The organism is Thalassotalea agariperforans (assembly GCF_053470345.1).
Genome location: NZ_JBQMWH010000001.1, coordinates 82,277 through 108,892, shown reverse-complemented (window position 1 = coordinate 108,892; position 26,616 = coordinate 82,277). Strand labels below are relative to the sequence as shown.

Sequence of the window (26,616 nt, the reverse complement as noted above, 5' to 3'; positions counted from 1 at the left end):
ATTATGCGTTATTCCTTTGTTCACGCAAGCTTTTTCCCTGATTAATTAATAAATAAGCAATTAAAAACAAATAATTTTATGAAACCTATCTCGCCGGTACAGCAAATTAATCACCCTATTTTCACTAAACATGACTTAACAGTTTTTGTAAAACGTGACGATTTAATTCATCCGGTTATTTCAGGAAATAAATGGCGAAAATTAAAATACAATTTATTTCATGCCAAATCGCAAGGATATCAAGGAGTATTAAGTTTTGGTGGGGCCTACTCAAATCACTTGCATGCGTTAGCTTATGCCGGTTATCAACAAGGCTTAATGACTAAAGCCATTGTCCGAGGAGAGCCTCATTATTTGGCCAACAGCACTTTATCACAAGCAAGCAAATGGGGGATGCAGTGTCAATTTGTTGATCGAAAAAGCTATCGCCTTAGGGAAGATAAAGATTATTTATTCACCTTACAAAAAAATAATCCTGATTATTATATTGTCCCGGAAGGTGGTAGTAATCCTCATGCCTTAACTGGTGTTGGCGAATTAATTAACGAACTTGCTCAACAAGTTAGTTACGAGAGTTTATTAGTGCCTGTAGGAAGTGGTGGCACTATAGCGGGATTAATAGCTGCTGATAACAATCAACATCAGTTGCTCGGCATTGCGGTATTAAAACAAGCCGATTATTTAATTAATCATATTAAAAATTTATTACCCGCAGAGGCAAAAGCCTATAATAACTGGCAGTTATTAACTCAATTTCACCGCGGTGGCTATGCAAAATTTAGCCGCGAGGATGAACAAAATATTTATCAATTTAACCAAGCTACAGGCATCACCTTTGAACCTGTCTATTCAGGAAAAATGATCCTCGCGTTATTAGATTTAATTGCACAAGGCTACTTTAAAGCAGGAAGCCGTATCGTTTTAGTGCACACGGGCGGGCTTCAAGGGATCAAGGGATTACTTGAACAAAACCGACTAACCGCTAATCTATGGCGTTAGCAATTTGCGCTACTGGTTCATCAAAATAATGACCTTGGCCACCACAAACACCTAATTTAATTAACGTGCGCCATTCATCAACATTTTCTACCCCAACGGCAAACAAATTAATCCCCAGAGGCTCACATAACACCTTCATACTCTGCACGAAAATTTGATTTTCAGGCTTAGTATTAATATCTAAGACAATACTACGGTGCAGTTTAACGTAAGAAATTTGACACTGTTTTAAATACTGTGCATTAACAATATATTGCCCTACTTTATCCGCTAAAATACGAAAGCCGTGTTGGCGCAACTCTTTTATTACCGGCAAAAACTCATTAAATCGACTTTTTAAGTGGTATTCACTAATTTCGATAATCACTTTATCGTTTACGTCAGGATAGGTCTCTAATAGCTGATAAAGCTTAGCTCTAAAAACTTCAGACAATAAGGCTTCAATCGAAAAATTAACACTATAGGAATGTGATTGCGCTTCATAAGTGATCAACTGACAAACTTGTTCAAAAACCATTAGATCAAGTTGGCTCGACAGCCCACATTTTTCTGCCATGGGTAAAAATATTCGAGGGCTAATTAAGCCACCACGGTTATTTTTTATTTTACTGAGCACTTCATAATGCAAAATAGCGTGGTTTTTAGTGTCAATTACTGGCTGAGAGAAGATAATAAATAATTTTTTATCTATAACTTGATTTAAAAAAGTACGCCATTTTAAGGAACCAATTGCACTTTCTTTCGCTACTTCACCGGGATCATACATAAACCACTGTGATGGTCCTTGCAGCTGAGCTGACCGTAGAGCCATATCGGCTTCCGACATGATTTGATAAAGCTTGCGATCATTTTTAAAGTAACTGATGCCAAAATGACAAAACTCATCTTTATTAACCCCAATAGGTAACGGTAATGAGGTTAAGTTTTTTAACATGCGCTCTGCTAACTTTTCCGTTTCATTAACATATAATCCAGGCGTTAAAATTGCCAATTCATATTCATTACGGCGACTTAAAAAGCAATCAGGAATATGCCTAATTCGGCTTTTAATGCTTTCTATTACCGTTTCTAATAACGTGAATGCTTGGTTTTCACCATATAAATTATGTACCAGTTCGCAACCTTTTAACTGAATTAAAAAAACCGCACCTCGAGACTCTTCTTCTCGTAACATAGCTTCTAAATGACTGGTGAAAAAATCGCGATTGCCAATTCTTGTTTTAGGATCGAGCAAGGCATTTTCACGAATTTCTTGATCAAAACGACTTTGCCCTTTTTTTGCCTGGTCTAGCTCAAGTTGCATTGCCACTATATGATCCGCAATTTTATTATTAACAGATAATGATGGTGGCTTAGTATGGCTTTTTGCTAGATCCGCCCAGCTTTCAAGCGAATTAATATCCGCTAATTTCTTGCTAAGTTCATCTTGTAACCGAGCGCGTAAAAAGGCAAAACCTAACAGGTAAATAAAGCTAAAAACTAACACCGGTGTACTGACAATTGCATAAACAGGATGATAAAAAGCAAGGCCAAACTCTTGATTAGGTTTTAACTCTCGCTTTAATAACGGTTTATCTTTTACGGTAAGCGACTGTTGTTGATAACTTATTTGATAAACATCAACGGGTAATAACGGCGTGATTACATGGTTAATATCATGCTGCTGTGTTAGTTGTTTATTGAGTTGCTCGGCAAAAATTGACTGTTGATTAGCGGCATACGAAAATACCAATAAAATAGCGAACAAAAATGTACCAATGCCAGCTAGATCAAAGTATTTGAGATAGGTTTTGGTTGTTCCTTTAACCACATTCACTGCTTATCATCCTAATGTTGTTATCATTAGTTTATATATTAGACAATATAAACTGAACTGTCTTTTTTTATATTATAAGAAGATCATGCCATGATAGCTCTGCTTATACCAATTCCATTAAATTATGCCCACTTGTGCGGGTTAAATTACAGGCGAAAAAAAAGCACTGCCTTCTAAATAGAAAACAGCGCTTTATAGCGTAAAGTTAATAATTATGCTTCAGCAATAACAACTACTTTAATGCTAGTATCAACATCGTTATGTAAGTGAATTGCAATTTCAGATTCACCTGTTTCACGAATTGTACCTAAAGGCATACGAACTTCAGATTTAGCTACTTCAACACCTGCAGCAGTGATAGCATCAGCAATATCTTTAGTTCCGATAGAACCAAATAATTTACCTTCTTCACCAGCTGTAGAAGCGATAGTTACTTCACCAAGCTCAACAATTTTAGCAGCACGTGCTTGTGCAGCAGATAATGCAGCAGCTAATTCTTTTTCTAAATCGGCACGACGAGCTTCAAAGTGCTCAACGTTAGCTTTAGAAGCAAAAACAGCTTTGCCTTTTGGTAATAAATAGTTACGCGCGTAACCAGACTTAACAGTTACCTTGTCACCAAGGCCGCCTAATTTGGCGATTTTATCAAGAAGTACAACTTCCATTTTTAAATCCCCTTAGGTTACTTGTGTAAATCAGTATATGGTAAAATTGCTAAGTAACGAGCACGCTTGATCGCACGACCAAGTTGACGTTGATATTTAGCAGCTGTACCAGTAATACGGCTAGGAACAATTTTACCACTTTCAGTGATATAATTTTTTAAAGTTGCAACATCTTTATAATCGATAGATGTAGCGCCTTCCGCTGTGAAGCGGCAGAACTTACGACGTCTAAAAAAACGAGACATGGATTTCTCCTAATATGTAATTATTTAACATTTTAAACAATTACTTAATTAATCATTTCAATTTTCTGAGCATGCAATACTAGTAATGGCGTACCGTTTCTAGTTTCGTGACGATTAATAAATCCCGTCACTTTAATTGCAATACCTTCAGTTAATTCACGAGTTAAGTGCTGTGACCATTCGCCAGTTGCCACTACCTGCATTCTTACAAATGCTTGGCGATTCATCTCTGCTTCAACTTGCATTGAACGATGTTCAATTGAAAACTGACAGTGATGTATGCCTGCAGGGCTAGAAGATAATTTAGGTGCTTTAACCACATTACCCACTAAAACGAGTGTGTTCTCCATAAGAGAGCTTGTCACCGATTACTTATTCTTCGCTAGCTGCTTCTTCAGTTTTTGCTTCAGCAGTAGCTTCTTCAGTAACCTCTTTCTTCACTTCGCGACGCTCTTCACGACGGTCATCTTTAGCAACAGCCATAGGCGAAGCTTCAGTTACCGCGCCTTTAGTGCGCATGATCATGTTACGAATAACAACATCGTTATAACGGAAAGAAGTTTCCAATTCATCAATAGCAGACTGTGGCGCTTCAACGTTTAATAAAACGTAATGTGCTTTGTGTAATTTATTGATTGGGTATGCTAATTGACGGCGACCCCAGTCTTCAAGACGGTGGATTTTGCCTTCAGCAGCAGTGATCATGTCTGAATAACGCTGGATCATACCAGGTACTTGTTCACTCTGATCAGGGTGAACCATAAATACGATTTCGTAATGACGCATTACGAGCTCCTTACGGTTGTAGCCTCGTTCGCTGGCTCAGCCAACACCAGTATAGAGGCAAGGAACAAAAAGTTCGGCTGAATTAAGGTCGCGTATTGTAGGTAAAATAAACAGTAAAGACAAGCTTTACTTGTGATTGTGGCCGAGATAAAAAAATAGCGCCGATTAGGCGCTATTATCAGCATGAGTTAATCATTTTGATAGCGGGATTAAAGTGGTAAAACATTACCATTAACGGTTAATTTACCTTGTTCAAACTGTACGGTGAAACTTAAATCACTATTTTTCCGAACAATTAAGCCCTGATCAACATACATATCAAGCATTGGCTTCATGCCTAGCTTTTCAAAAAATGGCTCTGGTGCGTTACCTTTTGCGTTAGCTTTTAACGACGCTATTAACGACATAGGATTCGCTGGGTCATAAATTGTATTATCAATCGACATTAACATGTCTGATTTGATTAAGCCTTCTGGTGTTTCAACACTAAAGTCACTAATTTCAATTTCAGGGTTATGTGCTAAAAGTTTGCTAGCAACTGTAAGAATTTCTTGCATTTTCATCGCCGCTTCTTGCTCACTCGCGTTCGCTGAAATTTGTGCCAACATGGTATTTAACTCAGTTAAAACATCCGCATCCAAATTTTTAAAGATGATATTTAAATTAGCATTTTTAAAATTTTGACCTTGCGCATTAATATCTTTAACGTTGTAATTAATTGTCATTTCAATTAATTCATCAACCATCTCCGAGCGACCAGAAATAGCTAAGTCAGTTAACGAAAATAACTCTACTTTCGCAGGTGTTTTCACCATCACTTCAGGGATACTAAAAACACCGCCACCGGTCATTACAGCATTACCCGAATAGAAATCACCTGAAATTACTTCTTGATCAAGTTCAATTTTAGCACCAGAAATACTCACAACAGCTTGTGGACCATTAAAGTTTAAGCCGCTCCAATTAATTTCACCCGTCATGTATTTATCATCACTAAGTGTTAATTGGCCTTGCATTTCGCCTACTCTAAAAGAGTTACCATCTTGTTCTTTAAAAATTTCTTTTAAATGAATATCGGTGACATAATCCATGCCGTAAGTCACTTTACTGGTTAGCGACAACTTTTCATTTAACGCAGTCGCGAATTCTTCCGGTACCGTATTTTTATCAAACGAAAAGTGACTTGAAGACGTAGCTAAATTAAAGCTTAAACCGGAATCGTCAAAAATAAACGGACCAAAGTTAATATCTTCTTTAATGGTTAAAACAAAGTTTTCCAGCTCAGCTAAATCACCACTAGGGGTTATTTTGACAACAGATACGCCTGAAAACCAATCTCTAGAAAATTGACTTTCCGTAATGGTGATTGACGGATGAGATGCTAATTTAGCTAAAGTTTCTTGATATTTATTTTCTACCACATCACCGACAAATTTCGGTGCGATAAAACCAATACCAGCGACGACAGCAATTGCTATTCCTAATTTTTTCATTGACTTATGATCCTTATATCATGCCTTAATGAAGTCATTTTTTAAGGCATCCTTGTTGTTTTTATGTTTCAGAGTTTTATTCGCAACATTTATAACATTCGTTGACGAACAATTTCAAATAAACAAATACCGGTTGCAACAGAAACGTTCAAGCTAGACACTTCTCCCGCCATCGGTAATTTGACAATATCATCACAGTTTTCACGTGTTAAACGGCGCATTCCTTTACCTTCAGCTCCCATCACTAAAGCCATTGGCCCTTGTAATTTCACATCGTATAAACTGGTATCTGTTTCGCCAGCGGTGCCAACAATCCAAATGCCCATTTCTTGTAACTGTTTCATACAGCGAGATAAGTTAGTCACTTGCACTAGTGGAATGGTTTCCGCAGCACCCACCGCTACTTTGCGGACAGTTGAAGTTAAACGTGCAGCATTATCTTTTGGCACAATGACCGCTTGCACGCCAGCTGCATCGGCATTTCGTAAACAAGCGCCCAAATTATGAGGATCGGTAACACCATCAAGAATTAGAAAAAACGGCGTTTGACCTTTTTTTTCAGCAGTAGCAATGATGCTATCAAGATCGGCTTCGGTATAGATTTTACCTGGTTTTACTCGCGCTAAAACACCTTGGTGTTGCTCACCATCACTTTTATCATCAAGTACTTTACGGTTAACCAACTGAATAGGAATGCCGTATTTTCGGGCGAGGTTAATAATAGGCATCAAGCGTTCATCTTCACGTCCTTTTAATAACCAAAGTTCAATAAAAAGCTCGGGCGCTCTTTTTATCATTGAGTTAATAGCATGAATGCCAAATACAATTTCGTCTTGCTTAGCCATATTTTTTCTATCGTGTTTATTTGTTCAATATTAGAAGGTTTATTTTTTCGCTTTTAATCGAGCATTTTTACCGGGACGAGGTTTACGTGCACTACGTTTTTTCGCTTTCGACTTTATTGGCTTGTCTTTTTTCTTGGTTTTACTTTTAGCACTCCCTACTTTAGTAGCAGGTGCTTTTTTATCTTGACTACTTTTATTAAACGCGCCGTTGTTAGGTGCTCTTTTATCACCAGAATTTTTAGTTTGGCTACCTTTAGCAGCTAACTTGCCACCAGATAAAACTAAGTCTATTTTTTTCTCGTCTAAATTAACCGCGGCAACTTGCACTTCCAAAACATCACCAACACGGAATTTAGCACCGGTATTTTCTCCGGTTAGGCACATACGAACATCATCAAAGTGATAATAATCTCGACCAAGCGAAGTAATGTGTACTAACCCTTCAATATGCAAATCTTGTAAGCGAATAAACATGCCAAAATTAGTAACGGTACTGACAACGCCTGTAAAGGTGTCTCCGACATGATCTTGCATAAATTCACATTTAAGCCAATCGGCAACATCACGTGTGGCATCATCGGCACGGCGCTCTGTCATTGAACAGTGTTCACCTAATTCAATTATGGCTTCTTCAGGATAACTGTAACAGCCTTCATTAGCCGGATTATTTTCTTGCCCTTCGAGTATCGCTTTAATCACCCGATGAATAACCAGATCAGGATAACGACGGATCGGTGAAGTAAAATGACTATAAGCAGGTAACGCCAAACCAAAATGACCAATACATTCACTTTGATAAACCGCTTGGCGCATTGAACGTAACAACATGGTTTGAATTAATTCTTGATCTGGACGATCAGCAACCGCGAGTAATATTTGACTATAATCTTTTGGCTCTGGCTGCTCAGTAAAAGGTAATTTAAGACCTAACTCTGCTAAGTAAGTAACGAAGTTGCGGTATTTTTCTTCGCTCGGTTTGTCATGCGCACGATATAAACCGGGCATTTGATGCTTTAAAACAAATTTAGCGGTCGCCACATTGGCCAAAATCATACATTCTTCAATGATTTTATGAGCATCATTTCGCTTAAGCGGCACAATGGCTTCAATTTTTTTATTTTCATTAAACTGAAATTGAGACTCTTCCGTTTCAAAGGCGATAGCACCACGCTGATCTCTTGCCGTCGCTAAAGCTAAGTACATTTGATTTAGGTTTTCTAAATCAGGAACTAAGGCTTCATATTCGGTACGTAAAGCTTGATGTTGCTCTGCACTTGGGTCAAGTATCGCCGCGACTTTGGTATAGGTAAAACGCGCATGAGAATTCATTACCGCAGGGTAAAACTTGCTGCTCGATAACTTTCCTTTAGCACTCACCGTCATTTCACAAACCATACACAAACGATCAACATTTGGGTTTAATGAACATAAACCATTTGATAGTTTTTCTGGCAACATAGGAATAACTTGGCTTGGAAAATACACCGAATTACCACGTGCAATCGCTTCGTCATCTAATGCAGTTTCTGGGCGAACATAATAACTAACATCCGCAATAGCCACCCATAAACGCCAACCACCTGACTTTTTCGGCTGACAATAAACCGCATCATCAAAATCTCGAGCGTCTTCACCATCAATAGTTACTAAAGGAAGATCGCGTAAATCAACCCGTGGTTTTTTAGCCTCTTCTGGTACTTCTTCAGTTAATTTTGATACTTCAGCAAGTACTTCTGGTGGAAAAGTATGAGGTAAGTCATGTTCTCGTAGGGCAATCTCAATTTCCATACCCGGTGCCAAATGGTCACCTAATACTTCAATCACTTTGCCGACAGCACTACTGCGTTTACTTGGTCGTTGAATAATATCAACAACAACCATTTGCCCATGACGAGCACCTAAATTTTCTTTCGGGGCAATAATAATATCTTGTTGAATTTTGGCATCATCTGGCTTAATAAAAGCCACTTTGTTTTCAACGTAATAACGGCCAACAATACCGTTTTTACGCGGTTCAACCACATCAAGAATTTTAACTTCTTTACGGCCTTTACGATCGGTTCTATCCACTAAAATAGCTTCAACAATATCGCCATGAAAAACACGTTGCATTTCATAAGATGAAATGTATAAATCTTTTGGCTTTGGTTCACCTTTAGCAACATCGGGGGTAAAAAAACCAAAACCGTCGCGATGACCAATCACTTTACCGGTTAACACGCTATTTTTTGGCGTGAGTGCATACTGTTTAAATTTATTAAAAATAATTTGTCCGGCATTCTCCATCGCACGTAAACGACGTTTAATGCCAATAATTTGATTATCGTCTTGGTAATTAAGCGTTTTACATATCGCTTTAAATGTCGGCGGGATCGGAGATTTTTCGATAATTTCTAGCAGTAGTTCACGGCTAGCAACTGGTTTTTCATATTTGTCAGCTTCACGAGCTGCGTGCGGGTCTTTTATGGTCACAGAAAAAATTCAAAATGTTTTTTTAAAGTATATAGCAATATACCTTTTTTGGCTTGTGATTATACCCTTTCCATTAAATTTATTTCCAACTTAGAACAGTATAAACTTCATGGACAAGGTATTAATAGACCACTGTTTTAGCTTTTTCAACAACATGATCAGGCATTTTTTCTGCCAATTTAGTTAAACACAGTGCGATACGTTGATGTGTTTTTTTATCATCAGTTACCGCATGGTGTAATAAGCTATACAGTTCTGGAAAATCTAACGGGCTGCCATAACCTTGATTATATAAATCAGCTAACCTTAATTGCGCTTTTAAGTTTTTTAATACGGCGGCTTCCTTTAAAAACATGACCGCTTTATTAATATCAACCTGCATAAACTTGCCGACATGATAATAACGCCCCAGTTGTTCTAAGGCTTCCGGTAATCCCTGATCCGCGGCTAATTTCATATAATGCAACCCAAGCTCAATGTCTTTTTTAGTGCAAACACCATAAGCGAGCATGTCACCCCACAAAAATTGATACGATGGCATTTTTACCTTGATGGCGCGCGCTTCAATATCTTGTGTTAATTGGCAATCATCAATAACCACTTGGCTTAAATGTTTATTTTCTTTTATTAATTCAAGTAATTGATTGTCTGTGTATATTTGTACCGCTTGTAATATTTCGGCACGAAGTGGCAAAGCAAGCAATAAAAAGCTACAAACCACTGACATTAAAAAACGCATAATAAAATAACCTATGACATCAAAGAAAAATTAACCCGACACTTATCATATCGGTGCAGATCAAATATCCATTAATTTATATTAATCGATATTAAGATAATATTTACTAATTACTCATTAACGACCATAATTAAGCAATATAAATACCAAATAAATTAGTTATTTTTGACGTTTGCATAATAATCTAAAATACGGTTATATAGATTCGCTGTTTCCATATTCATCAACCGTGTTTATTAAATGTAGTATCCTTATATGATTTCTGAAAAAGCACTAAAGCATGTCGCTATCGGCGAATACATTGTTGATATTGTTAAGCAGCAAGGCTCTTATGTTTTAAGCTCGCCAGGTTACATCAAAAACGAAAAGGTGCTCACACATTTAAAATTAAAAGGCGTTGAAAGTGTTTTAATCGACACCAGCAAAAGCTTGGTAGTTCAAGATGAAATTGTCATCCCTCCAGCTAATTCGCAAGCACAACCGTTAATTTTAGAAATAAACAAAGCGAAAAAAATATTCAATGAGTCCAAAGCATTACAAAGAAAAATATTTGAAGATGCATTGAGTGGCCGTGATATTGATATTACTCCTGTTATTGAAATTACCGATCAAGCCATTGACACTATTTTCAAAAATCCTGACGCGCTAGCTTGTATTATTAATATTCGTCAAAAAGATGAATACTTATTAGAGCATTCAGTCTCAGTATCGATTTTAATGTCAATTTTTGCTCGCTACCTTAACATTGATAAACAAATTGTTAGGCAATTAGCTGTTGGTGCCTTTTTACATGATGTTGGCAAAATAATGATCCCAGATAGCGTACTGAATAAACCCGGTAAGTTAACGGATAAAGAATTTACCGTCATGAAAACCCATGTAAATCATTCCATTAAAATTATTGAACAAACCAAAGGCATTTCAGAAATCAGTTTAGAAGTTGCCGCTCTTCACCATGAAAAGTTAGACGGCACCGGCTATCCGTACCAAATTAGTGAAAACAAAATAACCCAATATGGTCGCATGGTTGCCATTTGCGATATTTTTGATGCCCTAACGGCTGATCGTGTTTATAAAGATGGTTATAGCCATATCAAGTCATTTAGTATTTTACGGAAATTGGCTGAACAACAACACTTAGATAAACGCCTTGTCGACACCTTTATAAAATGTCTCGGTGTTTATCCCGTCGGTTCATTAGTTGAATTAGGTTCTAAAAAATTAGCGATTGTTGAAGGGCGAAATCATGCAGATCCTATTCGTCCGAAAGTTCGCTCTTTTTATAGTGTTGATGATCATCGCTACGTTATGACACAAGATATCGATTTATCAAAAACAGAAGATTTTATTGTCAAAGGTGTTCGTGCCGATGAATTTGATTTAGATATGAATAAAATTGTTGAGTTTTTATTAATGCAAGGCTAAATAACGCGATTAAAAAAACAAAAAAGCTGACCTTGGTCAGCTTCTTAAAGTTTAAAACTCTTAAATGTCTTACATCGAAAATGATGAGCCACAGCCACACGTTGTTGTGGCATTAGGATTAGTAACCAAAAAGCGGCTACCTTCTAATCCTTCAGTATAATCAACTTCACCGCCAACCAAATACTGTAAACTCATAGGGTCAACAACTAAGGTAACCCCTTGTTTTTCAATGGTCATATCACCTTCATTGACTTTTTCATCAAAAGTAAAGCCATATTGGAAACCCGAACAACCACCACCGGTAACATAAACGCGTAGTTTAAGTTCTGGATTTTCTTCCTCGGTTACTAAGGTTAATACTTTTTTAGCCGCCGCATCGGTAAACTGAATTGGTAAATCTGGATTTGACATGAATATTTCTGCTACTTCTGTTAACTGGGGTGGATTATCTTAAACCTGAGTAAATTAGTCAAGTATTGTCATCACTCAACCACGTTATTTTCTAACACTAATGGCCACTTATAGGTTTCATTTAACTGGCTATATTTTTGCCATCGGCCTTTAGGCAAAGTAACCGACAACAAAACCTGCTCAGGTTTAAAATTGTCTGGCAAGCTAAACTCACCTTCAACAATTTGAAAGTATTGAAAATTAAATGATAAATCATCACTAGTTTGCTTAGATATTTGCGAAAGCTTGATAGTCGCCGGCTGATTATTTTGACTACCTTCAATAACAAAATCAACAACACCTTTAGCGTAGCGCTTTTGTTTTTGTTGCTGAACTAATACAACTTGAAATCGAAAGTGGCCAGCACTTTCTGTTGGCGAAATAATAAAATCATCCAGCACAACACCGTCTGCTTGTTTTTCAGGTGCCATCACTTTTTCGTAAAATGCGAGTTGTTTTTTTAACTCAAAATGTTTTTGTTCTATGTTTTTTAATGACTTGCGCGACTTGTCATTAGCTAAACGCTCAACAGCTAATTCCACCTCTAAGGTATTAATACGAGAAACATGCTCTGCTAACTGTTGGTAGAGGTCATTTAAGCGTAACTTTTGCTGCGTTATTGTTTGCGTTTGAAAGCTATGATAAAAATTACCTAAGCGATAACCACAAAAAATCGACGTAGTAATCACAAAAATCAACAACAAAGCTGACTTAAAAGGCCCTAATCGTTCAACAACAATGTTCAGATTTATTTTTGCTAACCAGTTCATTTTTAAAGTATTATGTATCCGTTACCAAGCAAAATAAGATTCCATAGTAGATGAGTAATTTAACACCAGACAACAGCAAAATAGTGATATTACTCAAACACTACTAAGCTTGGCTTAACCTCGATGAAATAATACTCTTTGCACAGTAAAAGGTATATATTCAACTAAACGGCTTGAATTCAACAAGACCTAAAAAACACTATGAGCGTTATTTCGAACTTTAGAAAACGATTAGCATTACCACAAACATCATGGCAGCTTTGTATCTTAGCGATTATTGGCGGCTCGGCTGCTGCATCAATGGTGATTTTATTTTCTCTCACTATCGACGCAATAAAAGCGTTTTACGCCATATTATTTGACAACTATAACAGTTTAAATTTATTAAGTCGTTTGCTATTACCGCTAAGTGGCATAATTATCATTATTTTGTTGTCTTGGTTAACCGGATACAAATATACCCGTGCCGGCATTCCTTTTGTATTACATCGACTAAAAGTCAGTTATGGCGTTATGCCGTTACGCAATACCATTAATCAATTTTTTGGTGGCGCTTTTGCCTTAGCATCAGGTTTTTCGGTTGGTAAAGAAGGCCCTTCGGTGCATTTAGGTGCGGCTTGTGCCGGCTATATAGGTAACAAACTTAACTTACCTTACAATAGTATTCGAACCTTATGTGCTTGTGGTATTGCTGCCGGAATTTCCGCTTGTTTTAATACGCCAATAGCGGCAGTGATGTTTGTTATGGAAGTTATTTTACGGGAATATAAAGTTCATGTTTTTATCCCCATTATGTTAGCCGCTATTATTGGTTCGTTAATTACCCAGTATAGTTTAGGTTCAGTGCATGAACTTGAGTTCTTTGTAAAGTTCAGCTTAAACATAACTTATTACCCATATTTGGTTATTTTTGGCATTTTTATTGGTATTTTAGCGTCATTGTTTAACCACCAACTTATTTATTTAATTAAACGTTTTCAGCATATTTTTATTGTTAAACGCTTAATTTTTGCTGCCCTTATTACCGCTTTGCTCAGTTATTTGTTGCCGAATGCTTATGAAGGGGGGATGAGCCAAGTCAGCTTTGCCTTATCCAACCAATGGCAATTTCAACTGATTGCAACCGCACTACTCGCTAAATTTTTAATGACCATCATAGCCTTAGGTTTAGGTATTCCTGGTGGTGTGATCGGCCCAATATTAAGTATTGGCGCTATTGCGGGTGTTTTGGCTTCTTTAATTATTGGCCAACTAACGGGCAATGCTGAATTAGCCAGTGACTTTGCCTTAATGGGAATGGCGGGATTTATGGCGGCAACATTAAATGCTCCGTTAGCGGCTTTATTAGCAGTTGTTGAATTATCTAATCAATTAGAAGTTATTGTGCCGGCCATGGTTATTATTGCGACGAGTTGCTTAGCATCAGGACAATTTTTTAAAAACCGCTCGCTCTTTATTATGCAATTAGACATTCAAAATTTAACTTATCGTAAACCACCAATAGAAAGCTTTTTACAAAACATTGGTGTCTTAGGTGTAATGAAAGAAAACTTTATCTTCAAAGATGAAGCGGACATAAAACAAAACCTGAGTATTACTGATACCTCACCTAATGATGACTTTATCTTATCAAAACAGCCTTTTGATAACGGCCTGCAATTTTTTTGGCATGAAGCGGTTTTTGAAGGCGGTAAAATGGTACAAAAAAAACATCAATTAATTGCATTAAATAGCCAATCAACGCTCGGTGAAGCTTACGCGATTCTTCACAATATTCGTTTTGGTGGAGTTTATATTTATCATCAAACCCCTGACAACCTTATCGGTATCATCCCTTTTGAACAAATTAGACGTTATCTAACACAAGGACAACTACAATAATGACCACAATTTTATGGCTAAAAGCTTTTCACGTAATTTTTATGGTTGCTTGGTTTGCTGGCATTTTTTATCTACCGCGCTTATTTGTGAATCATGCTGAAACTAACAATCAAGCCATTGCTGAACATTTAAAAGGTATGGAAAAACGTCTGTTATATTTTATTACCCCGTTTGCTTTTTTAACTTTAATTTTTGGGATTTTGGTTATTTACCAGATGGGAATGGAGTGGTTCAAGGTAAGTAAGTGGTTACATATAAAATTAACGTTAGTGATCATTTTATTTATTTACCACGCTTATTGTTTCAAGCTTTTACAAACCTTTAAACAGGATAAAAATACCCGTTCGGGTAAGTTTTATCGCATCTTTAATGAAGTGCCGGTACTAATATTATTTGCCATTATTATTCTCGCTTATGTAAAGCCACAATTTTAATTTAACTATAACTAGGGGCTGTTGCACTTTCGCGGTTAACTTTCGTTCGACGATTTAAAGATAGCAAACCGTTTTAATCTCGGCGAGCAGTGCGTAGCCTAGTCATTCTTGGTAATTTCTCCTGCATTATCTTAATGACCTACATCCATATGGGAATAACCACACAACAAAGGTTTTGCCTTGTATAAATACCCAACAAACTGCTGAAAAAAATCTCTCGAAAGATCAACAGCCCCTAAACTGAAATACTACAGAGCTTGAGACTAACCAATAAATATAACCTACTATAAAAATCTAAATATCCGCTAATTCATTTCATTGTATTAATGTGGTATATTCGCGGCGAATTTTGCGGTAGCTTAATTAATGCAAAATAATATAACGTGGGTACAAGGCAATGGGATGAGTGGCGAACCAATTTTGGTCGTATTTAACTCCCCTTGGTCTGTTTTAAAGCATGTATTGCACCTCTTTAATATCGATAAACATCTTAAAGTGAGCGCATTGTTTTTCTTATAATTCAGCCTACCCAGTGGAACAACGCTTTTTAAATCAGGTAAACCACTATGATGATGTTTCAAGGCAGTCACATCCTTTCTGTCTCTCAATTTGACCGCGAAAGTATTACTAGAATACTCGATGTTTCGGCCCAAATGACGCCTTACGCAACCCGTAAAAAGCGCTGTTTTGTATTAGAGGGGGCAATTTTAAATAATTTATTTTTCGAACCAAGTACCCGTACCCGCATTAGTTTTGGTACTGCTTTTAACCTATTAGGTGGTTTTGTTCGAGAAACAGTAGGTGAAGAAAACTCGTCATTAAGTAAAGGTGAGTCACTATTTGATACCGCACAAGTGATCAGCGGTTATTCAGATGTTATTGCGATGCGTCATCCACAAATGCATTCGGTTACCGAATTCGCTCAAGGCAGTTCAGTCCCTGTAATTAATGGCGGCGATGGCGCCAATGAGCACCCAACTCAAGCCTTACTTGATTTATTTACCATTCAATCTGAAATGCAGCACTTTGGTAAAGGGCTAGATAACCTAAAAATTACCTTAATGGGTGATTTAAAGCACGGCCGTACGGTACATTCGTTGTCTAAATTATTAAGTTTGTATAGCAATTTAGAAATTACCATGGTTTCACCTTCCGCTCTCAAAATGCCAGATAGTGTACTTAGTGTTTTGGATGATGCTGGTCATAAAATCATACAAACCGATAAACTTGAAGGTAGTTTATCAAGTGATGTTGTTTACCAAACCCGAATTCAACAAGAGCGCTTTGCCTCAAAAGATGAAGCTGATTTATATCGTGGACATTTCAGTTTAAACCGTAAGGTTTACCAAGATTACTGTGAAGAAAATACGGTAATTATGCACCCCTTACCACGCGATTCAAGACCGGAAGCAAATGAGCTAGATAACGACTTGAATGACTTAGAAAATCTCGCTATTTTCCGTCAAGCACAAAATGGCGTCTTAGTACGTATGGCATTATTTGCTTTAACATTAGGTGTTGAAAACAAACTAACCGATTACGAAAAGCCAATTACTTGGCATACCAGTAAATAACTCAATTATTATTTGAACCGAAAGGCTTAACATGACGCAACAAACTTCCGCTCAATTATTTCAACAAGCTAAAAATATTATTCCTGGTGGCGTTAACTCACCAGTACGTGCTTTTAATGGCGTTGGTGGTGAGCCATGCTTTATTGAAAAAGCCGACGGCGCTTATATTTATGATGCTGACAACAATGCCTATATTGATTATGTTGGTTCATGGGGCCCGATGATTTTAGGTCATAACCACCCAGCTATTCGTGAAGCGGTTATCTCTGCTGCTCAAAATGGTTTAAGTTTTGGCGCGCCTACCTCGCTTGAAATTACCATGGCTGAAAAAGTACGTGAACTTGTTCCATCAATGGAAAAACTCCGCATGGTAAGCTCAGGTACTGAAGCAACCATGAGTGCTATTCGTTTAGCTCGCGGTTACACTGGCCGCGACAAAATTTTAAAATTTGAAGGTTGTTACCACGGCCATGCTGACTCATTATTAGTTAAAGCTGGCTCTGGTGCGTTAACGTTAGGAGTGCCAAGCTCACCAGGTATTCCAGAATCATTTGCACAACACACCTTAACGGTAAGCTTTAATAACTTAGACCAAGTAAAAGAAATTTTTGCCGAATTAGGTGATGAAATCGCCTGTATTATTGTTGAACCTGTCGCTGGTAACATGAATTGCATTCCACCCGTTGCTGGTTTTCTTGAAGGTTTACGTGCCATTTGTGATGAATACAAAAGCGTGTTGATCTTTGATGAAGTAATGACGGGTTTTCGTGTCGCTTTAGGTGGCGCGCAAGCCTATTACAACATCAAACCTGACCTAACTACTTTAGGTAAAGTTATTGGTGGTGGTATGCCTGTTGGCGCTTTTGGTGGTAAAACCGAAATTATGGATTTTATCGCACCTACAGGTCCGGTATATCAAGCTGGCACTTTATCAGGTAACCCTATTGCCATGGCGGCTGGTTTAGCCTCGTTAAATGAACTATGCCAAGGTGATAAACATCAACAACTAGCGCAAGCCACAGAAACTTTAGCTAAAGGCTTTAAAGCGGCGGCTGAAAAACATGGTCATGATTTATCAATTAATTATGTTGGTGCTATGTTTGGCTTTTTCTTTACTAAAGAAGAAAAAGTTACCTCGTTTCAGCAAGCAGTTGCTTGTGATGGCGAGAAGTTTAAGCGCTTTTTCCATTTAATGTTAAACGAAGGTGTTTATTTAGCGCCATCGGCTTTTGAAGCGAGCTTTTTATCGACCGCACATGGCGAAAAAGAACTTAATGCAACCTTAGCTGCTGCTGATAAGTGCTTTGCTGCGCTATAATTTGCTGTGCTATAAAGATTACCTAGTGATACCGCTTAAGTTAAGCGTTATCACTAGCGCTTAACTGCTTATTGGCTAACAGTTTGACAACAAACTATTTTTTTACTTCGGCTAGTTGTTCAATTAACCAATTTTTACCTTCTTGCCAACCTAATTCCAAGCCTGAAAAAACTTTCATATTAAGTTCATCCATCGCTCGTAATTCAAGTACTTGGTTGATCGGGTCTTGCTGAACATCATCATAATTTATCACTGCAAATGCGGTTAACAATTCATTGCTAGCCATGCAGGTCATCGCTTCAAACGAATATTGATAAGCATTGATTTTATTTACCAATAAAGCAAACGGCTCAGTAAAAGTTTTGGTAAAAAAAGCTTCTAATTCTTCTACCATTTCGAGTGAAATAGTAATTTTATTATCAACAATAACCTCAGCGATATTCGCTTCCAGCATATTAATGGTAGCAAAACTTAATTTATGTAATGACATCGTTATATCCAGTAATTTTATTATTATTTGGCTTTCTAATTTTCATAGATACTTTATTTATAATGAACGATTATGACCATAAATCAAACTGACCGCGTAATATTGATTAAAATTTCGACTTTTATTAACTCCGTTAGCCAAACCAGCGATCAAACCAGTTTTTATCTTTTTCATGTTTATCTGTACATTTAGCTCGTTGTACTAAGTCTCTAATATTAGCCGGTAGTGGTGTACTATTGGCACAACGCGATAAATAAGCAATGCCGGTTTCATCGTTAAACCAAACTTCTTCAATAGAGCTAGGCACTGGCATAGCTAAGTTTTCAACCCCCAATTTATTCATTAAATCAGCATACAATACCAACGCGCCGCTACTGCCGGTAAATTTGGTGGTTTGATTATCATCTTTTCCTAACCAAGTGGTAACCAGGTACTTATTATCATAACCAATAAACCAGCTATCTCGTTGATCGTTACTGGTGCCCGTTTTCCCAGCCACGACAGCATTGGGTAAACGCCAAGTTAATGATTTAGCTGAGCCTTCGGTAGTCACTCCATGCAAGCTATAATTTAACAAATAAGACGCTTGTGCTGATAAAATCTGCTCATTCACCCCTTTATGCTGCCAAAGGATCTCACCATTACTCGCCACCACTTTATTAATAGCATGGCTTTCGCGACGATAGCCTCTCGACGCTAGCGGTAAATACACTTGGTTGATTTCATACGGCGACATATTGATTGCCCCTAGCAGCATAGATGGCTGCATATAGACATCGTCTTGATAACCTAAAATATGCAATAAATTCGCAACCGGTGTTAACCCTAAAGCTAAGCCCAAATTTACCGTTGGTACATTGAGTGAGCGTACCAAGGCAGTATATAAGTTGACCTCATCTCGATATTTACCATCATAATTTTTCGGTCGCCATACTTCCCCATTATCGCCTTCAATGGCTAACGGTTTATCCGCTAATTTGGTAGCTAGGTTGTATTCATCACTACGCTCTAACGCGGCTAAATAAACAACCGATTTGATTAATGAACCGATAGGACGCTGCGCATTTAAAGCTCGATTAAAGCCCGCATATTGGTGATCACGGCCACCACTTAGCGCAACAATTTCGCCGGTATGATGATCGGTCACCATCATCGCCACTTCCATATCACTTGATTTTGTTTGTCGCTCAATTTCCGGCAACTTTTTAGCAATAGTATCCGTTAAGTATTTTTGCGCTTTAATATCGAAGCCGGTAAAAACTTTAACGCCTGACTGCTGTGCTTGCTCAGACAATAATTCGCTTAATTCTCGTTTAACTAACTGTAAATAAGCCGGTTGTTTTTGCTTAACAATACGACGTGATTTACGCACCGACAATGGTGCTTTAACCGCTTGGCTAAACTCAGCTTTAGTTAAATAATCATGTTCAAACATCAAGGTTAAAATTAAATCTCGACGTTCTATCGCACGCTCAGGATAGCGCCACGGATCATAATAACTTGGCCCTTTTATTTGCCCAACCAAGGTGGCCATTTGCTCGGTCGTCAAATCAGCTATTTTTTTACCAAAATAAAATTCAGCCGCTAAACCAAAACCATAAATACCATTAGCATAATGTTGTCCTAAATAAACTTCATTAACATACGCTTCTAACAGCTGATCTTTGCTGTAACGATATTCCAACAACAATGCCATGATGGCTTCATTGATTTTCCGCCAAAGGGTTTTATGGCGCGTTAAAAACATATTTTTAACTAATTGCTGGGTTAATGTACTACCGCCTTGCACAGTTCGGCCCGCTTTAATATTGGCAATAAATGCCCGTGCTATGCCGATAGGAGAAACCCCATGATGAAAATAATAATCGCGATCTTCCACCAATAATAACGTATCAATTAACCTTTCAGGCACTTGTTCTAAACCAACAATAACGCGGTCTTCTTTACTTTGTGGTAAAATTCGATCAATTAATACTGGCGCTAACTCGACTTCAGCAACGTTAATATCGTTAACAATAATTTGACTTACCAAGCCATTTTTTAAACTAATAAAAACTTTACCTTCGGCCAGCGCGTGATCGCCAAAATTAAAGCTATGGCGAAACAATTCAACCTTAGTTGCTGACATAGCAAATTCACCAACCTGATTAACCTGCGCAACCTTGCTGTAACCCGTTAATAACAAGCTCGCTTTCAATTGCGATAAATTAACCGGCTCACCTAAAGAAATGGTTGGTGTTTTACCATAAACTTGTACTGGAACCTGCCAACGCTGCCCTTCAAAAGTTTTTTGTACCTTGCTATCAAGGTAAATAGCGTAAATAAATAAGCTTAGTAATAACACTAAACTCAACTTAAAACCGGTAATTAAGCACCAGCGCAACCAAGATTTTTTTACTGGTACAGCCTCAGTAGCGGATGATTTTTTGGGTGCTTTTGAAGTGTTCTTTTCAGACTTTGCAGGCATAACGTCAAATAAAGGGAAATTGATGGCGGTATGTTAAAACAAATTTGATTAAAAACCCAAACAAGCGGGTAAATAATTAACCCTAGTTACAATTATTTCGGCCGTTTGGCAATTGAACGGCCGGGTGCTTCTTCTAGTGGCTTTTCTGGCCAGCGGTGTTTGGGGTATTTTCCACGCATGTCTTTTGCTACGTCAAAATACGATGAACGCCAAAAATTAGCGAGATCACTGGTCGTTTGAATAGGACGACGTGCTGGTGATAATAATTCAAATCTAAGTGGTACTTTCCCTTGAGCTAATAATGGTGATGTCAGCTGACCAAACATTTCTTGCAATATCACCGATACGGTAGGTCCTTGATGTTGATCATACCGAATTAACACGCTTTTATTGCTTGGCGTAATATATTGCTCTGGTGCATGCTGATTTAAAAACTGCTGTTGCTGCCAGCTTAAGTTTGCCGTAAGCAAATCATAGATATTAAGCTGTCGCAGTTGTTTAATGGTGTTGATATTCGTTAAATAAGGCAATAACCACGCAGCTAAATCATTAAGTAAGCTTTTTTCAGATAATAACGGGAAATTTTCAACTTGCTGGCCTAGCCAGTTAACTCTAGCGAGCCATGCCTGACATTTAGCTGTCCAATTGAGAAAGGTTAAGCCTTCTTCTTGTAAAATATCTTGCACACATAACTGAAATTCCGCTGGTGGAATATTGCTGATACTGACTTCATCAATCACTAAGGCGCGATAGTTAACCTTGCGCCGGCCAATCACTTTTTCTTTGTTTGTGTCGAGTGCATAGTGCGTTTGTTCAACAAAGTGTGGTTTTAAGGATGTTTTAATCGCACTTAAAGAAATAGCAGCTGCGCTGTAAATAGCACCATCTTTATTTTTGCCATCGCAATCACAAACCACCAACCAAGGTTCGCCTGCAAGACCATCATCGGTTTTTAATGTAACACCTCGGCCATTGGCTAATAAATAACGATCACTACCCTTACCGCGCTGCTGAGCTAAGCGATCTGGGTACGCTGTTAATAATAATGGGCCAATATATTCATGCACATCTGTTAAGCTGAGTGTTTCGGCTAAATTGATACCAACAAGTAAGCTGGCAAATGAGTTGGCAAGCTTACTTGCTTGCGCGAGTACGTTTCGATTGAGTGACTGTTTGGCTTTGTGCGACGCACTATTTTTTAAGTAGTCATTAAAAATTAACACTCGCTCGGTAATATCTGAATGCTCAGCATTCACTAAGATATCGCGCTCTGATAACAAGGCCGCCAATAAGCAACCGAGTTGTTTTTCAATAGCCGTTTCACAGCTTAACAACATACTCGCAAGGCGAGGTTCAAGACCAAGCTTTAACGCTTGATGGCCACGCTGAGTTATTTGATTATTTTTATCTAACAAACCTAAAGACTGATTAAGTTGGCAAGCTACTTCAAAATGATTTTTGGGCGGAGCTGTAAGCCAATTAACTTCTTCAAACGTGGTGATCCCCCAAGCAGAAAGATCTAACGTTAAATTAGCTAAGTTAGCCGTTTTAATTTCTTCTTTTTGAAAGTCATTCAGTGCTTGATGCTCACTTTCACGCCATAAACGAAGACAATGGCCATTTTGTAAACGCCCTGCACGGCCTGCCCTTTGGGTGGCTGATGCTTTTGAAATTCTAGTGGTTGATAATCTCGACAAACCACTTTTTATATCAAAGGTTAAGGTTTTTTCTAAACCAGAGTCAATGACATAGCTGATACCGGCAATAGTTAAACTGGTTTCTGCAATATTAGTGGCAAAAATCACCCGTCGTTGTAGCCGATTTACTTTATTGAGCACTTTTTCTTGTTGCGCTAACGGTAAACTGCCATAAAGCGGTAAGAGTTCAAGCTCACTTTGGTATTTAGCTTGTGCCGCTTCAAGACATCGTTTGATATCTGCTTGGCCCGGTAAAAAAACTAAAATATCGCCTTCTGAAGAGTTAACAAGCACCTGTTCAAGCGCTTGCATGACTTTACCCAATAACGTTTTAAAAGGTTGATTTGCCAATTGCCCCGCTAAATATTCAACGGTTACCGGATAGGTTCTACCTGGGCAGGTTAAAATATCAGCTTGCTGTAAATAATTCGAAATTTGTTCGGTATCTATGGTGGCCGACATCACCAGTAACTTTAAATCTTCGCGATACGCTTCTTGTACTTCCAAAGCCAGCATTAACGCAAGATCAGCATGAATAGAGCGCTCGTGAAATTCATCAAAAATAATCAAACCAACATCGTTTAACTCAGGATCTTGTTGTAAACGTCGGGTCAATATTCCTTCCGTAACAATTTCTAACTGCGTGGCTGCTGAGCTTTTACCTTCATTACGAATTTGATAACCGATGCGCTGCCCGACTTTTTCCCCCAACAAACTCGCTAAATAATGGGCAATTGACTTAACCGCGACTCTGCGCGGTTCGAGCATAATGATTTTTTTGCCGTGTAAAAAATCAGCATTAAGCAAACTTAAAGGTACCGCCGTCGATTTACCAGCACCAGGCTCTGCCGCTAACACTAAGTTATTAGCGCTGGATAATTTACTGTGTATTTCAGGTAAAAAATTATCTATAGGTAGCACGTGATCATTAGCCTTTATTTTGCTCAGGAGGTTCCGCTTTGATAAAGTTTTGGTAATTTAATAAGGCATTTACATTGCCTTTATTGGTTTGGCAAACACTTTGCTGGTAATGATAAATAAAAACATCTAGCCATAAATCTAAATGGCTTGCCGTTTGCTCTTCCTCAATAATTCGTAACGCCCTTGCTGCTACTTCGGCTGTTGCCAAATGGCTATTTTTAGAGGCTTCACGTAATTGATAACGCGACTGAACAAGTTCATTGTCGGGATCATCCGCGGCAAACGACAACATCGGCAATTGATGTAAATAAGGACTTTTTCTAAACATTCGCCGAGCTTCTCGCCAGCTCGCGTCAAGTAATATAAATAACGGCTTTTTATCGCTATTGGCATTATCTTCTAAAGCTAACTTATTCATTGGATTGATATTATCAAACACTGCTTGCTCAGGTTCTGCATATTCTTTAGGGAAAACAATGATCGGCTGCCACTGAGGGTTATTTAATAAAGCCAATAAGTTTTGATCGGGTTCAGTTCGTTGCCACAAAAAAGCAAAGGTATTAGGTACAACATCGGCAATTAAACGCCCAGTATTACTCGGTTTTAATACTTCGGCATCACTCATGATCAGTGCAAAACCAACCTCTGCATTACTCGCTTTTCTGTGCTGACAAATACAAAACTTTTCTGCCACCAAACAACGCTGACAACGTACTACACGCCAACCTCGTGCCGCAAAGGGCTTAGTGCTAATACTTTTGCGATATTGATATAACTGCTGAACGCTATTCATTGAGGTGACCATGTTGATAATTATTTGGATAAGTTGGGCTGATAAAACGCACACATATTACCAGCTAGTTCTTTTAACTGACATATAAACACCATATTTCTTTCATCTAACCTTAAGCGAATTGTCATATTAACCCAGTATTTTACAGAGCAATTTTTAACAACCTAAATGACAATAAGATGATGAAAAATAAATTTATGTTATCAGCAATTGCTGGTGTACTCATTGCTGCTTTAACCGCTTGCGATGACGGTAAAGATGGTGCAAACGGTGAACAAGGTTTAACCGGACAAATTGGCGCACAAGGCCCAGCAGGTGCTGACGGTCAAAATGGCAGTGATGGTAAAAATGTGTTTGCTGGCATTAATAGCCAACTAATTGCTCGTGCCGTATTAAATACCGAGTCACCGGAAGGTGCTGCTGAAATTGTGCAATATCAAAAATCAACCGGCTATATTTACGCCATTAATAGCTCAGGTGAGAAAGCAACGGTTGAAGTTTTATCAATGGAAAATGCCGACCCTGCCGCCTTAACGGCTGACGCCGAAGGTATAATTACCAATACCAATATGGCAATTATGACCACCATTGATTTATCAACCAATACTGCTGGTGACGCTAACAGCATTGCAATTTCTGATGAATTAAATTTATTAGCTGTTGCTATGGCTGCAAGTGATGTTGCTGCTAATGGCTATATTGCTTTTTATGATATTTCAGGCGCCAGCCCAATGTTTGTAAAAAATGTTGAAGTAGGTGTTTTACCTGACATGGTTTCCTTCTCTCCTGACAGTAAAAAAGTTGTTGTTGCCAACGAAGGTGAGCCAAGTGGCGATTATACAATTGATCCTGAAGGCAGTATTTCAATCATCAATATTACCAATAGCGTCATTGCTGATAGCGCCGTTGCTCTAGACTTTAAAGCATATAACAGCAAGCAAGCAGAGTTAGAAGCTCAAGGGGTTGTATTTCCAAACCCATCAGGAAAAACCATTAACGGCCAATTAATTAATACTACCGTAGCAATGGATTTAGAACCTGAATATGTGGCAATTTCAGCCGACAGTAAAACCGCTTATATCAGCATTCAAGAAAACAATGCGATGGCGGTGGTTGATTTAACCAACGACAGTTTAGTCGCTATACGCGGTTTAGGCTTTAAAGACTGGAGCCAATTTGTCATGGATGCCTCAGATAAAGATGATGGCATTAATCTGAGAAAGTATAAAAATTTATACGGCATGTACCAACCAGACACTATTCAAACCATCAATTGGCAAGGCGCTGACTTTATTGTTACCGCTAACGAAGGTGATGGTCGTGAGTATTTCTTTGATGTAGCTGATGAAGCTGCTTGTACTGCCGCAAACGGTATGGATTATGACGATGATGATGGTTGTTTATCATTCATCGACGAAATTCGCGCGGAAGATTTAACCTTAGATGCGAATGCCTTTGCTGACGTTAATAACGATGATGACGACTTAGGCCGCTTAAAGGTTTCTACTGTGTTAGGCGACAGCGATAACGATGGCACCTATGAAGAACTTTACACCTATGGTGCACGTTCATTTTCAATTTTTGATGCTAACGGTAATCTCGTTTTTGATTCTGGCGATGATATTGTTCGGATCACTTCAGCAATTCATGGCGAAGCATTTAACAACGATGAAAATGAAAACAAAGGTGACACTCGCTCAGATGCCAAAGGTGCTGAACCTGAAGCATTAGCTATTGGTGAAGTTGACGGCCAAACCTTAGCCTTTATTGGCTTAGAAAGAATGAGTGGGATTTTAGTGTACAACATTAGCAATCCGTTCAATGTCAGCTTTGTTGATTATTTTCATAATCGCGGTTCAGTTGAAGATGCCGATATCACAGGTGATTTAGCACCAGAAGGTATGAAGTTTGTTCCGGCAACAGATGACAAACCAGCAATGTTAATTGTGGGTAATGAAATTTCAGGCTCAATAGCGGTTTGGCAAATAACCGCCAAATAGCATCATTATTAACCCGAGTTTAGGTTAAATAACCACAAGATAAAGCTAGAGCTCAGTCTCTAGCTTTTTTTATTTAAAATATTTCAAATAGCTAGGGGCTATTGATCTTTGTTTATATTTTCAGCAATAGGCTATTTTAAGTGATAGCAAAGCAGAATGAACGTTGTTTGGTTATTCCAAACGAGTGAAATTCTAATGCAGCTAGCGCAAAAAATAGCCATTGCCCTGTGGGCTGAGGCTAAAATCGCTTTACTCGGCGTTAAAAATTATTGGTTTAGATGACTAAACGACATAATTTCAGCCTTGATTAAAACGATTTTATCTCTCAGCTGAATT

Annotated in this window: 23 protein-coding genes; 8 read left to right on the top strand and 15 right to left on the bottom strand. The window is 38.1% G+C overall.

Going from position 1 to position 26,616, the window contains the following annotated elements:
• Window positions 1–78 precede the first annotated feature (78 nt).
• Window positions 79–999: a 1-aminocyclopropane-1-carboxylate deaminase/D-cysteine desulfhydrase gene (locus tag ACSLUO_RS00605; protein WP_448245374.1), complete on the top strand. Its 921-nt coding sequence runs from the start codon at window positions 79–81 to the stop codon at window positions 997–999.
• Here the strand turns inward: ACSLUO_RS00605 and ACSLUO_RS00600 are convergent.
• The 9 genes from ACSLUO_RS00600 to ACSLUO_RS00560 all read right to left on the bottom strand — a co-directional run bounded on the left by ACSLUO_RS00600 (window position 983) and on the right by ACSLUO_RS00560 (window position 10,060).
• The gene (locus ACSLUO_RS00600; RefSeq protein WP_448245373.1) at window positions 983–2,815 is read right to left on the bottom strand and encodes an EAL domain-containing protein; all 1,833 of its coding nucleotides are present in this window, start codon (window positions 2,813–2,815) and stop codon (window positions 983–985) included. The two genes, ACSLUO_RS00605 and ACSLUO_RS00600, sit on opposite strands and share 17 nt — an antisense overlap.
• 212 nt (window positions 2,816–3,027) lie before the next feature.
• Window positions 3,028–3,480, bottom strand: a complete 453-nt coding sequence (gene rplI, locus ACSLUO_RS00595; protein ID WP_448245372.1) for a 50S ribosomal protein L9 — start codon at window positions 3,478–3,480, stop codon at window positions 3,028–3,030.
• Window positions 3,481–3,497: 17 nt separating this feature from the next.
• Window positions 3,498–3,725, bottom strand: a complete 228-nt coding sequence (gene rpsR / locus ACSLUO_RS00590) for a 30S ribosomal protein S18 (RefSeq protein ID WP_448245371.1) — start codon at window positions 3,723–3,725, stop codon at window positions 3,498–3,500.
• Between the two features lie 44 nt (window positions 3,726–3,769).
• On the bottom strand, window positions 3,770–4,075 hold the full coding sequence (priB, locus tag ACSLUO_RS00585; protein ID WP_448245370.1) for a primosomal replication protein N: 306 nt from the start codon (window positions 4,073–4,075) through the stop codon (window positions 3,770–3,772).
• Window positions 4,076–4,097: 22 nt separating this feature from the next.
• A complete protein-coding gene (gene rpsF / locus ACSLUO_RS00580) occupies window positions 4,098–4,511 on the bottom strand; it encodes a 30S ribosomal protein S6 (protein ID WP_448245369.1) in 414 nt (137 codons plus the stop codon).
• 209 nt (window positions 4,512–4,720) lie between these two features.
• Entirely contained in the window at window positions 4,721–6,004 is a 1,284-nt protein-coding gene (locus ACSLUO_RS00575; RefSeq protein ID WP_448245368.1) for a YdgA family protein, read from the bottom strand.
• 89 nt (window positions 6,005–6,093) lie between these two features.
• Complete coding sequence (gene rlmB, locus ACSLUO_RS00570; protein ID WP_448245367.1) at window positions 6,094–6,849, bottom strand: 23S rRNA (guanosine(2251)-2'-O)-methyltransferase RlmB; 756 nt, start codon at window positions 6,847–6,849, stop codon at window positions 6,094–6,096.
• Between the two features lie 39 nt (window positions 6,850–6,888).
• On the bottom strand, window positions 6,889–9,321 hold the full coding sequence (gene rnr / locus ACSLUO_RS00565; RefSeq protein ID WP_448245366.1) for a ribonuclease R: 2,433 nt from the start codon (window positions 9,319–9,321) through the stop codon (window positions 6,889–6,891).
• Between the two features lie 121 nt (window positions 9,322–9,442).
• Window positions 9,443–10,060: a tetratricopeptide repeat protein gene (locus ACSLUO_RS00560; protein ID WP_448245365.1), complete on the bottom strand. Its 618-nt coding sequence runs from the start codon at window positions 10,058–10,060 to the stop codon at window positions 9,443–9,445.
• Between the two features lie 255 nt (window positions 10,061–10,315).
• Here ACSLUO_RS00560 and ACSLUO_RS00555 point away from each other — a divergent pair, with 255 nt between their 5' ends.
• Entirely contained in the window at window positions 10,316–11,485 is a 1,170-nt protein-coding gene (locus tag ACSLUO_RS00555) for a cyclic di-GMP phosphodiesterase (protein ID WP_448245364.1), read from the top strand.
• A 69-nt stretch (window positions 11,486–11,554) separates the two neighbouring features.
• Here ACSLUO_RS00555 and erpA read toward each other — a convergent pair whose 3' ends face one another.
• Window positions 11,555–11,896: an iron-sulfur cluster insertion protein ErpA gene (erpA, locus tag ACSLUO_RS00550; protein ID WP_448245363.1), complete on the bottom strand. Its 342-nt coding sequence runs from the start codon at window positions 11,894–11,896 to the stop codon at window positions 11,555–11,557.
• 71 nt (window positions 11,897–11,967) lie between these two features.
• The gene (locus ACSLUO_RS00545; protein ID WP_448245362.1) at window positions 11,968–12,705 is read right to left on the bottom strand and encodes a DUF6776 family protein; all 738 of its coding nucleotides are present in this window, start codon (window positions 12,703–12,705) and stop codon (window positions 11,968–11,970) included.
• A gap of 201 nt (window positions 12,706–12,906) precedes the next feature.
• On the opposite strand from ACSLUO_RS00545, the gene ACSLUO_RS00540 reads away from it, so the two are divergent.
• The 4 genes from ACSLUO_RS00540 (at window position 12,907) to hemL (ending at window position 17,912) form a co-directional block, all read left to right on the top strand.
• Window positions 12,907–14,586: a chloride channel protein gene (locus tag ACSLUO_RS00540; RefSeq protein ID WP_448245361.1), complete on the top strand. Its 1,680-nt coding sequence runs from the start codon at window positions 12,907–12,909 to the stop codon at window positions 14,584–14,586.
• Window positions 14,586–15,020, top strand: a complete 435-nt coding sequence (hemJ, locus tag ACSLUO_RS00535; RefSeq protein WP_448245360.1) for a protoporphyrinogen oxidase HemJ — start codon at window positions 14,586–14,588, stop codon at window positions 15,018–15,020. The genes ACSLUO_RS00540 and hemJ overlap by 1 nt, the downstream gene beginning before the upstream one ends.
• 566 nt (window positions 15,021–15,586) lie before the next feature.
• Window positions 15,587–16,594 (top strand): aspartate carbamoyltransferase, encoded by a 1,008-nt coding sequence (locus ACSLUO_RS00530; RefSeq protein ID WP_448245359.1) that lies wholly within the window; start codon window positions 15,587–15,589, stop codon window positions 16,592–16,594.
• A 31-nt stretch (window positions 16,595–16,625) separates the two neighbouring features.
• Window positions 16,626–17,912 (top strand): glutamate-1-semialdehyde 2,1-aminomutase, encoded by a 1,287-nt coding sequence (gene hemL, locus ACSLUO_RS00525; protein ID WP_448245358.1) that lies wholly within the window; start codon window positions 16,626–16,628, stop codon window positions 17,910–17,912.
• Window positions 17,913–18,006: 94 nt separating this feature from the next.
• On the opposite strand, the gene ACSLUO_RS00520 is transcribed toward hemL, so the two are convergent.
• The 4 genes from ACSLUO_RS00520 to ACSLUO_RS00505 all read right to left on the bottom strand — a co-directional run bounded on the left by ACSLUO_RS00520 (window position 18,007) and on the right by ACSLUO_RS00505 (window position 24,280).
• Complete coding sequence (locus ACSLUO_RS00520) at window positions 18,007–18,402, bottom strand: hypothetical protein (RefSeq protein ID WP_448245357.1); 396 nt, start codon at window positions 18,400–18,402, stop codon at window positions 18,007–18,009.
• A gap of 133 nt (window positions 18,403–18,535) precedes the next feature.
• Window positions 18,536–20,869 carry a penicillin-binding protein 1B gene (gene mrcB, locus ACSLUO_RS00515; protein ID WP_448245356.1) on the bottom strand — a complete coding sequence of 778 codons (2,334 nt, stop codon included), beginning with the start codon at window positions 20,867–20,869 and terminating at the stop codon, window positions 18,536–18,538.
• Between the two features lie 92 nt (window positions 20,870–20,961).
• Window positions 20,962–23,487: an ATP-dependent helicase HrpB gene (gene hrpB, locus ACSLUO_RS00510; protein ID WP_448245355.1), complete on the bottom strand. Its 2,526-nt coding sequence runs from the start codon at window positions 23,485–23,487 to the stop codon at window positions 20,962–20,964.
• A gap of 7 nt (window positions 23,488–23,494) precedes the next feature.
• On the bottom strand, window positions 23,495–24,280 hold the full coding sequence (locus tag ACSLUO_RS00505) for a tRNA-uridine aminocarboxypropyltransferase (RefSeq protein ID WP_448245354.1): 786 nt from the start codon (window positions 24,278–24,280) through the stop codon (window positions 23,495–23,497).
• 182 nt (window positions 24,281–24,462) lie between these two features.
• Here ACSLUO_RS00505 and ACSLUO_RS00500 point away from each other — a divergent pair, with 182 nt between their 5' ends.
• Together ACSLUO_RS00500 and ACSLUO_RS00495 are read left to right on the top strand one after the other, a co-directional pair.
• The gene (locus tag ACSLUO_RS00500) at window positions 24,463–26,280 is read left to right on the top strand and encodes a choice-of-anchor I family protein (RefSeq protein WP_448246149.1); all 1,818 of its coding nucleotides are present in this window, start codon (window positions 24,463–24,465) and stop codon (window positions 26,278–26,280) included.
• 156 nt (window positions 26,281–26,436) lie between these two features.
• Complete coding sequence (locus ACSLUO_RS00495; RefSeq protein WP_448245353.1) at window positions 26,437–26,562, top strand: hypothetical protein; 126 nt, start codon at window positions 26,437–26,439, stop codon at window positions 26,560–26,562.
• Window positions 26,563–26,616 lie beyond the last annotated feature (54 nt).

Excerpts from the sequence above, each read along its gene's own strand:
- hemJ (WP_448245360.1), top strand. The coding sequence starts at position 14,586 with ATGACCACAATTTTATGGCTAAAAGCTTTTCACGTAATTTTTATGGTT.
- ACSLUO_RS00495 (WP_448245353.1), top strand. The coding sequence starts at position 26,437 with ATGAACGTTGTTTGGTTATTCCAAACGAGTGAAATTCTAATGCAGCTA.
- rpsF (WP_448245369.1), bottom strand. The coding sequence starts at position 4,511 with ATGCGTCATTACGAAATCGTATTTATGGTTCACCCTGATCAGAGTGAA.
- ACSLUO_RS00520 (WP_448245357.1), bottom strand. The coding sequence starts at position 18,402 with ATGTCATTACATAAATTAAGTTTTGCTACCATTAATATGCTGGAAGCG.
- ACSLUO_RS00555 (WP_448245364.1), top strand. The coding sequence starts at position 10,316 with ATGATTTCTGAAAAAGCACTAAAGCATGTCGCTATCGGCGAATACATT.
- mrcB (WP_448245356.1), bottom strand. The coding sequence starts at position 20,869 with ATGCCTGCAAAGTCTGAAAAGAACACTTCAAAAGCACCCAAAAAATCA.
- ACSLUO_RS00545 (WP_448245362.1), bottom strand. The coding sequence starts at position 12,705 with ATGAACTGGTTAGCAAAAATAAATCTGAACATTGTTGTTGAACGATTA.
- ACSLUO_RS00605 (WP_448245374.1), top strand. The coding sequence starts at position 79 with ATGAAACCTATCTCGCCGGTACAGCAAATTAATCACCCTATTTTCACT.
- ACSLUO_RS00560 (WP_448245365.1), bottom strand. The coding sequence starts at position 10,060 with ATGCGTTTTTTAATGTCAGTGGTTTGTAGCTTTTTATTGCTTGCTTTG.
- ACSLUO_RS00575 (WP_448245368.1), bottom strand. The coding sequence starts at position 6,004 with ATGAAAAAATTAGGAATAGCAATTGCTGTCGTCGCTGGTATTGGTTTT.
- rplI (WP_448245372.1), bottom strand. The coding sequence starts at position 3,480 with ATGGAAGTTGTACTTCTTGATAAAATCGCCAAATTAGGCGGCCTTGGT.
- rlmB (WP_448245367.1), bottom strand. The coding sequence starts at position 6,849 with ATGGCTAAGCAAGACGAAATTGTATTTGGCATTCATGCTATTAACTCA.
- ACSLUO_RS00505 (WP_448245354.1), bottom strand. The coding sequence starts at position 24,280 with ATGAATAGCGTTCAGCAGTTATATCAATATCGCAAAAGTATTAGCACT.
- erpA (WP_448245363.1), bottom strand. The coding sequence starts at position 11,896 with ATGTCAAATCCAGATTTACCAATTCAGTTTACCGATGCGGCGGCTAAA.
- ACSLUO_RS00540 (WP_448245361.1), top strand. The coding sequence starts at position 12,907 with ATGAGCGTTATTTCGAACTTTAGAAAACGATTAGCATTACCACAAACA.
- hemL (WP_448245358.1), top strand. The coding sequence starts at position 16,626 with ATGACGCAACAAACTTCCGCTCAATTATTTCAACAAGCTAAAAATATT.
- ACSLUO_RS00500 (WP_448246149.1), top strand. The coding sequence starts at position 24,463 with ATGAAAAATAAATTTATGTTATCAGCAATTGCTGGTGTACTCATTGCT.
- ACSLUO_RS00530 (WP_448245359.1), top strand. The coding sequence starts at position 15,587 with ATGATGATGTTTCAAGGCAGTCACATCCTTTCTGTCTCTCAATTTGAC.
- rpsR (WP_448245371.1), bottom strand. The coding sequence starts at position 3,725 with ATGTCTCGTTTTTTTAGACGTCGTAAGTTCTGCCGCTTCACAGCGGAA.
- priB (WP_448245370.1), bottom strand. The coding sequence starts at position 4,075 with ATGGAGAACACACTCGTTTTAGTGGGTAATGTGGTTAAAGCACCTAAA.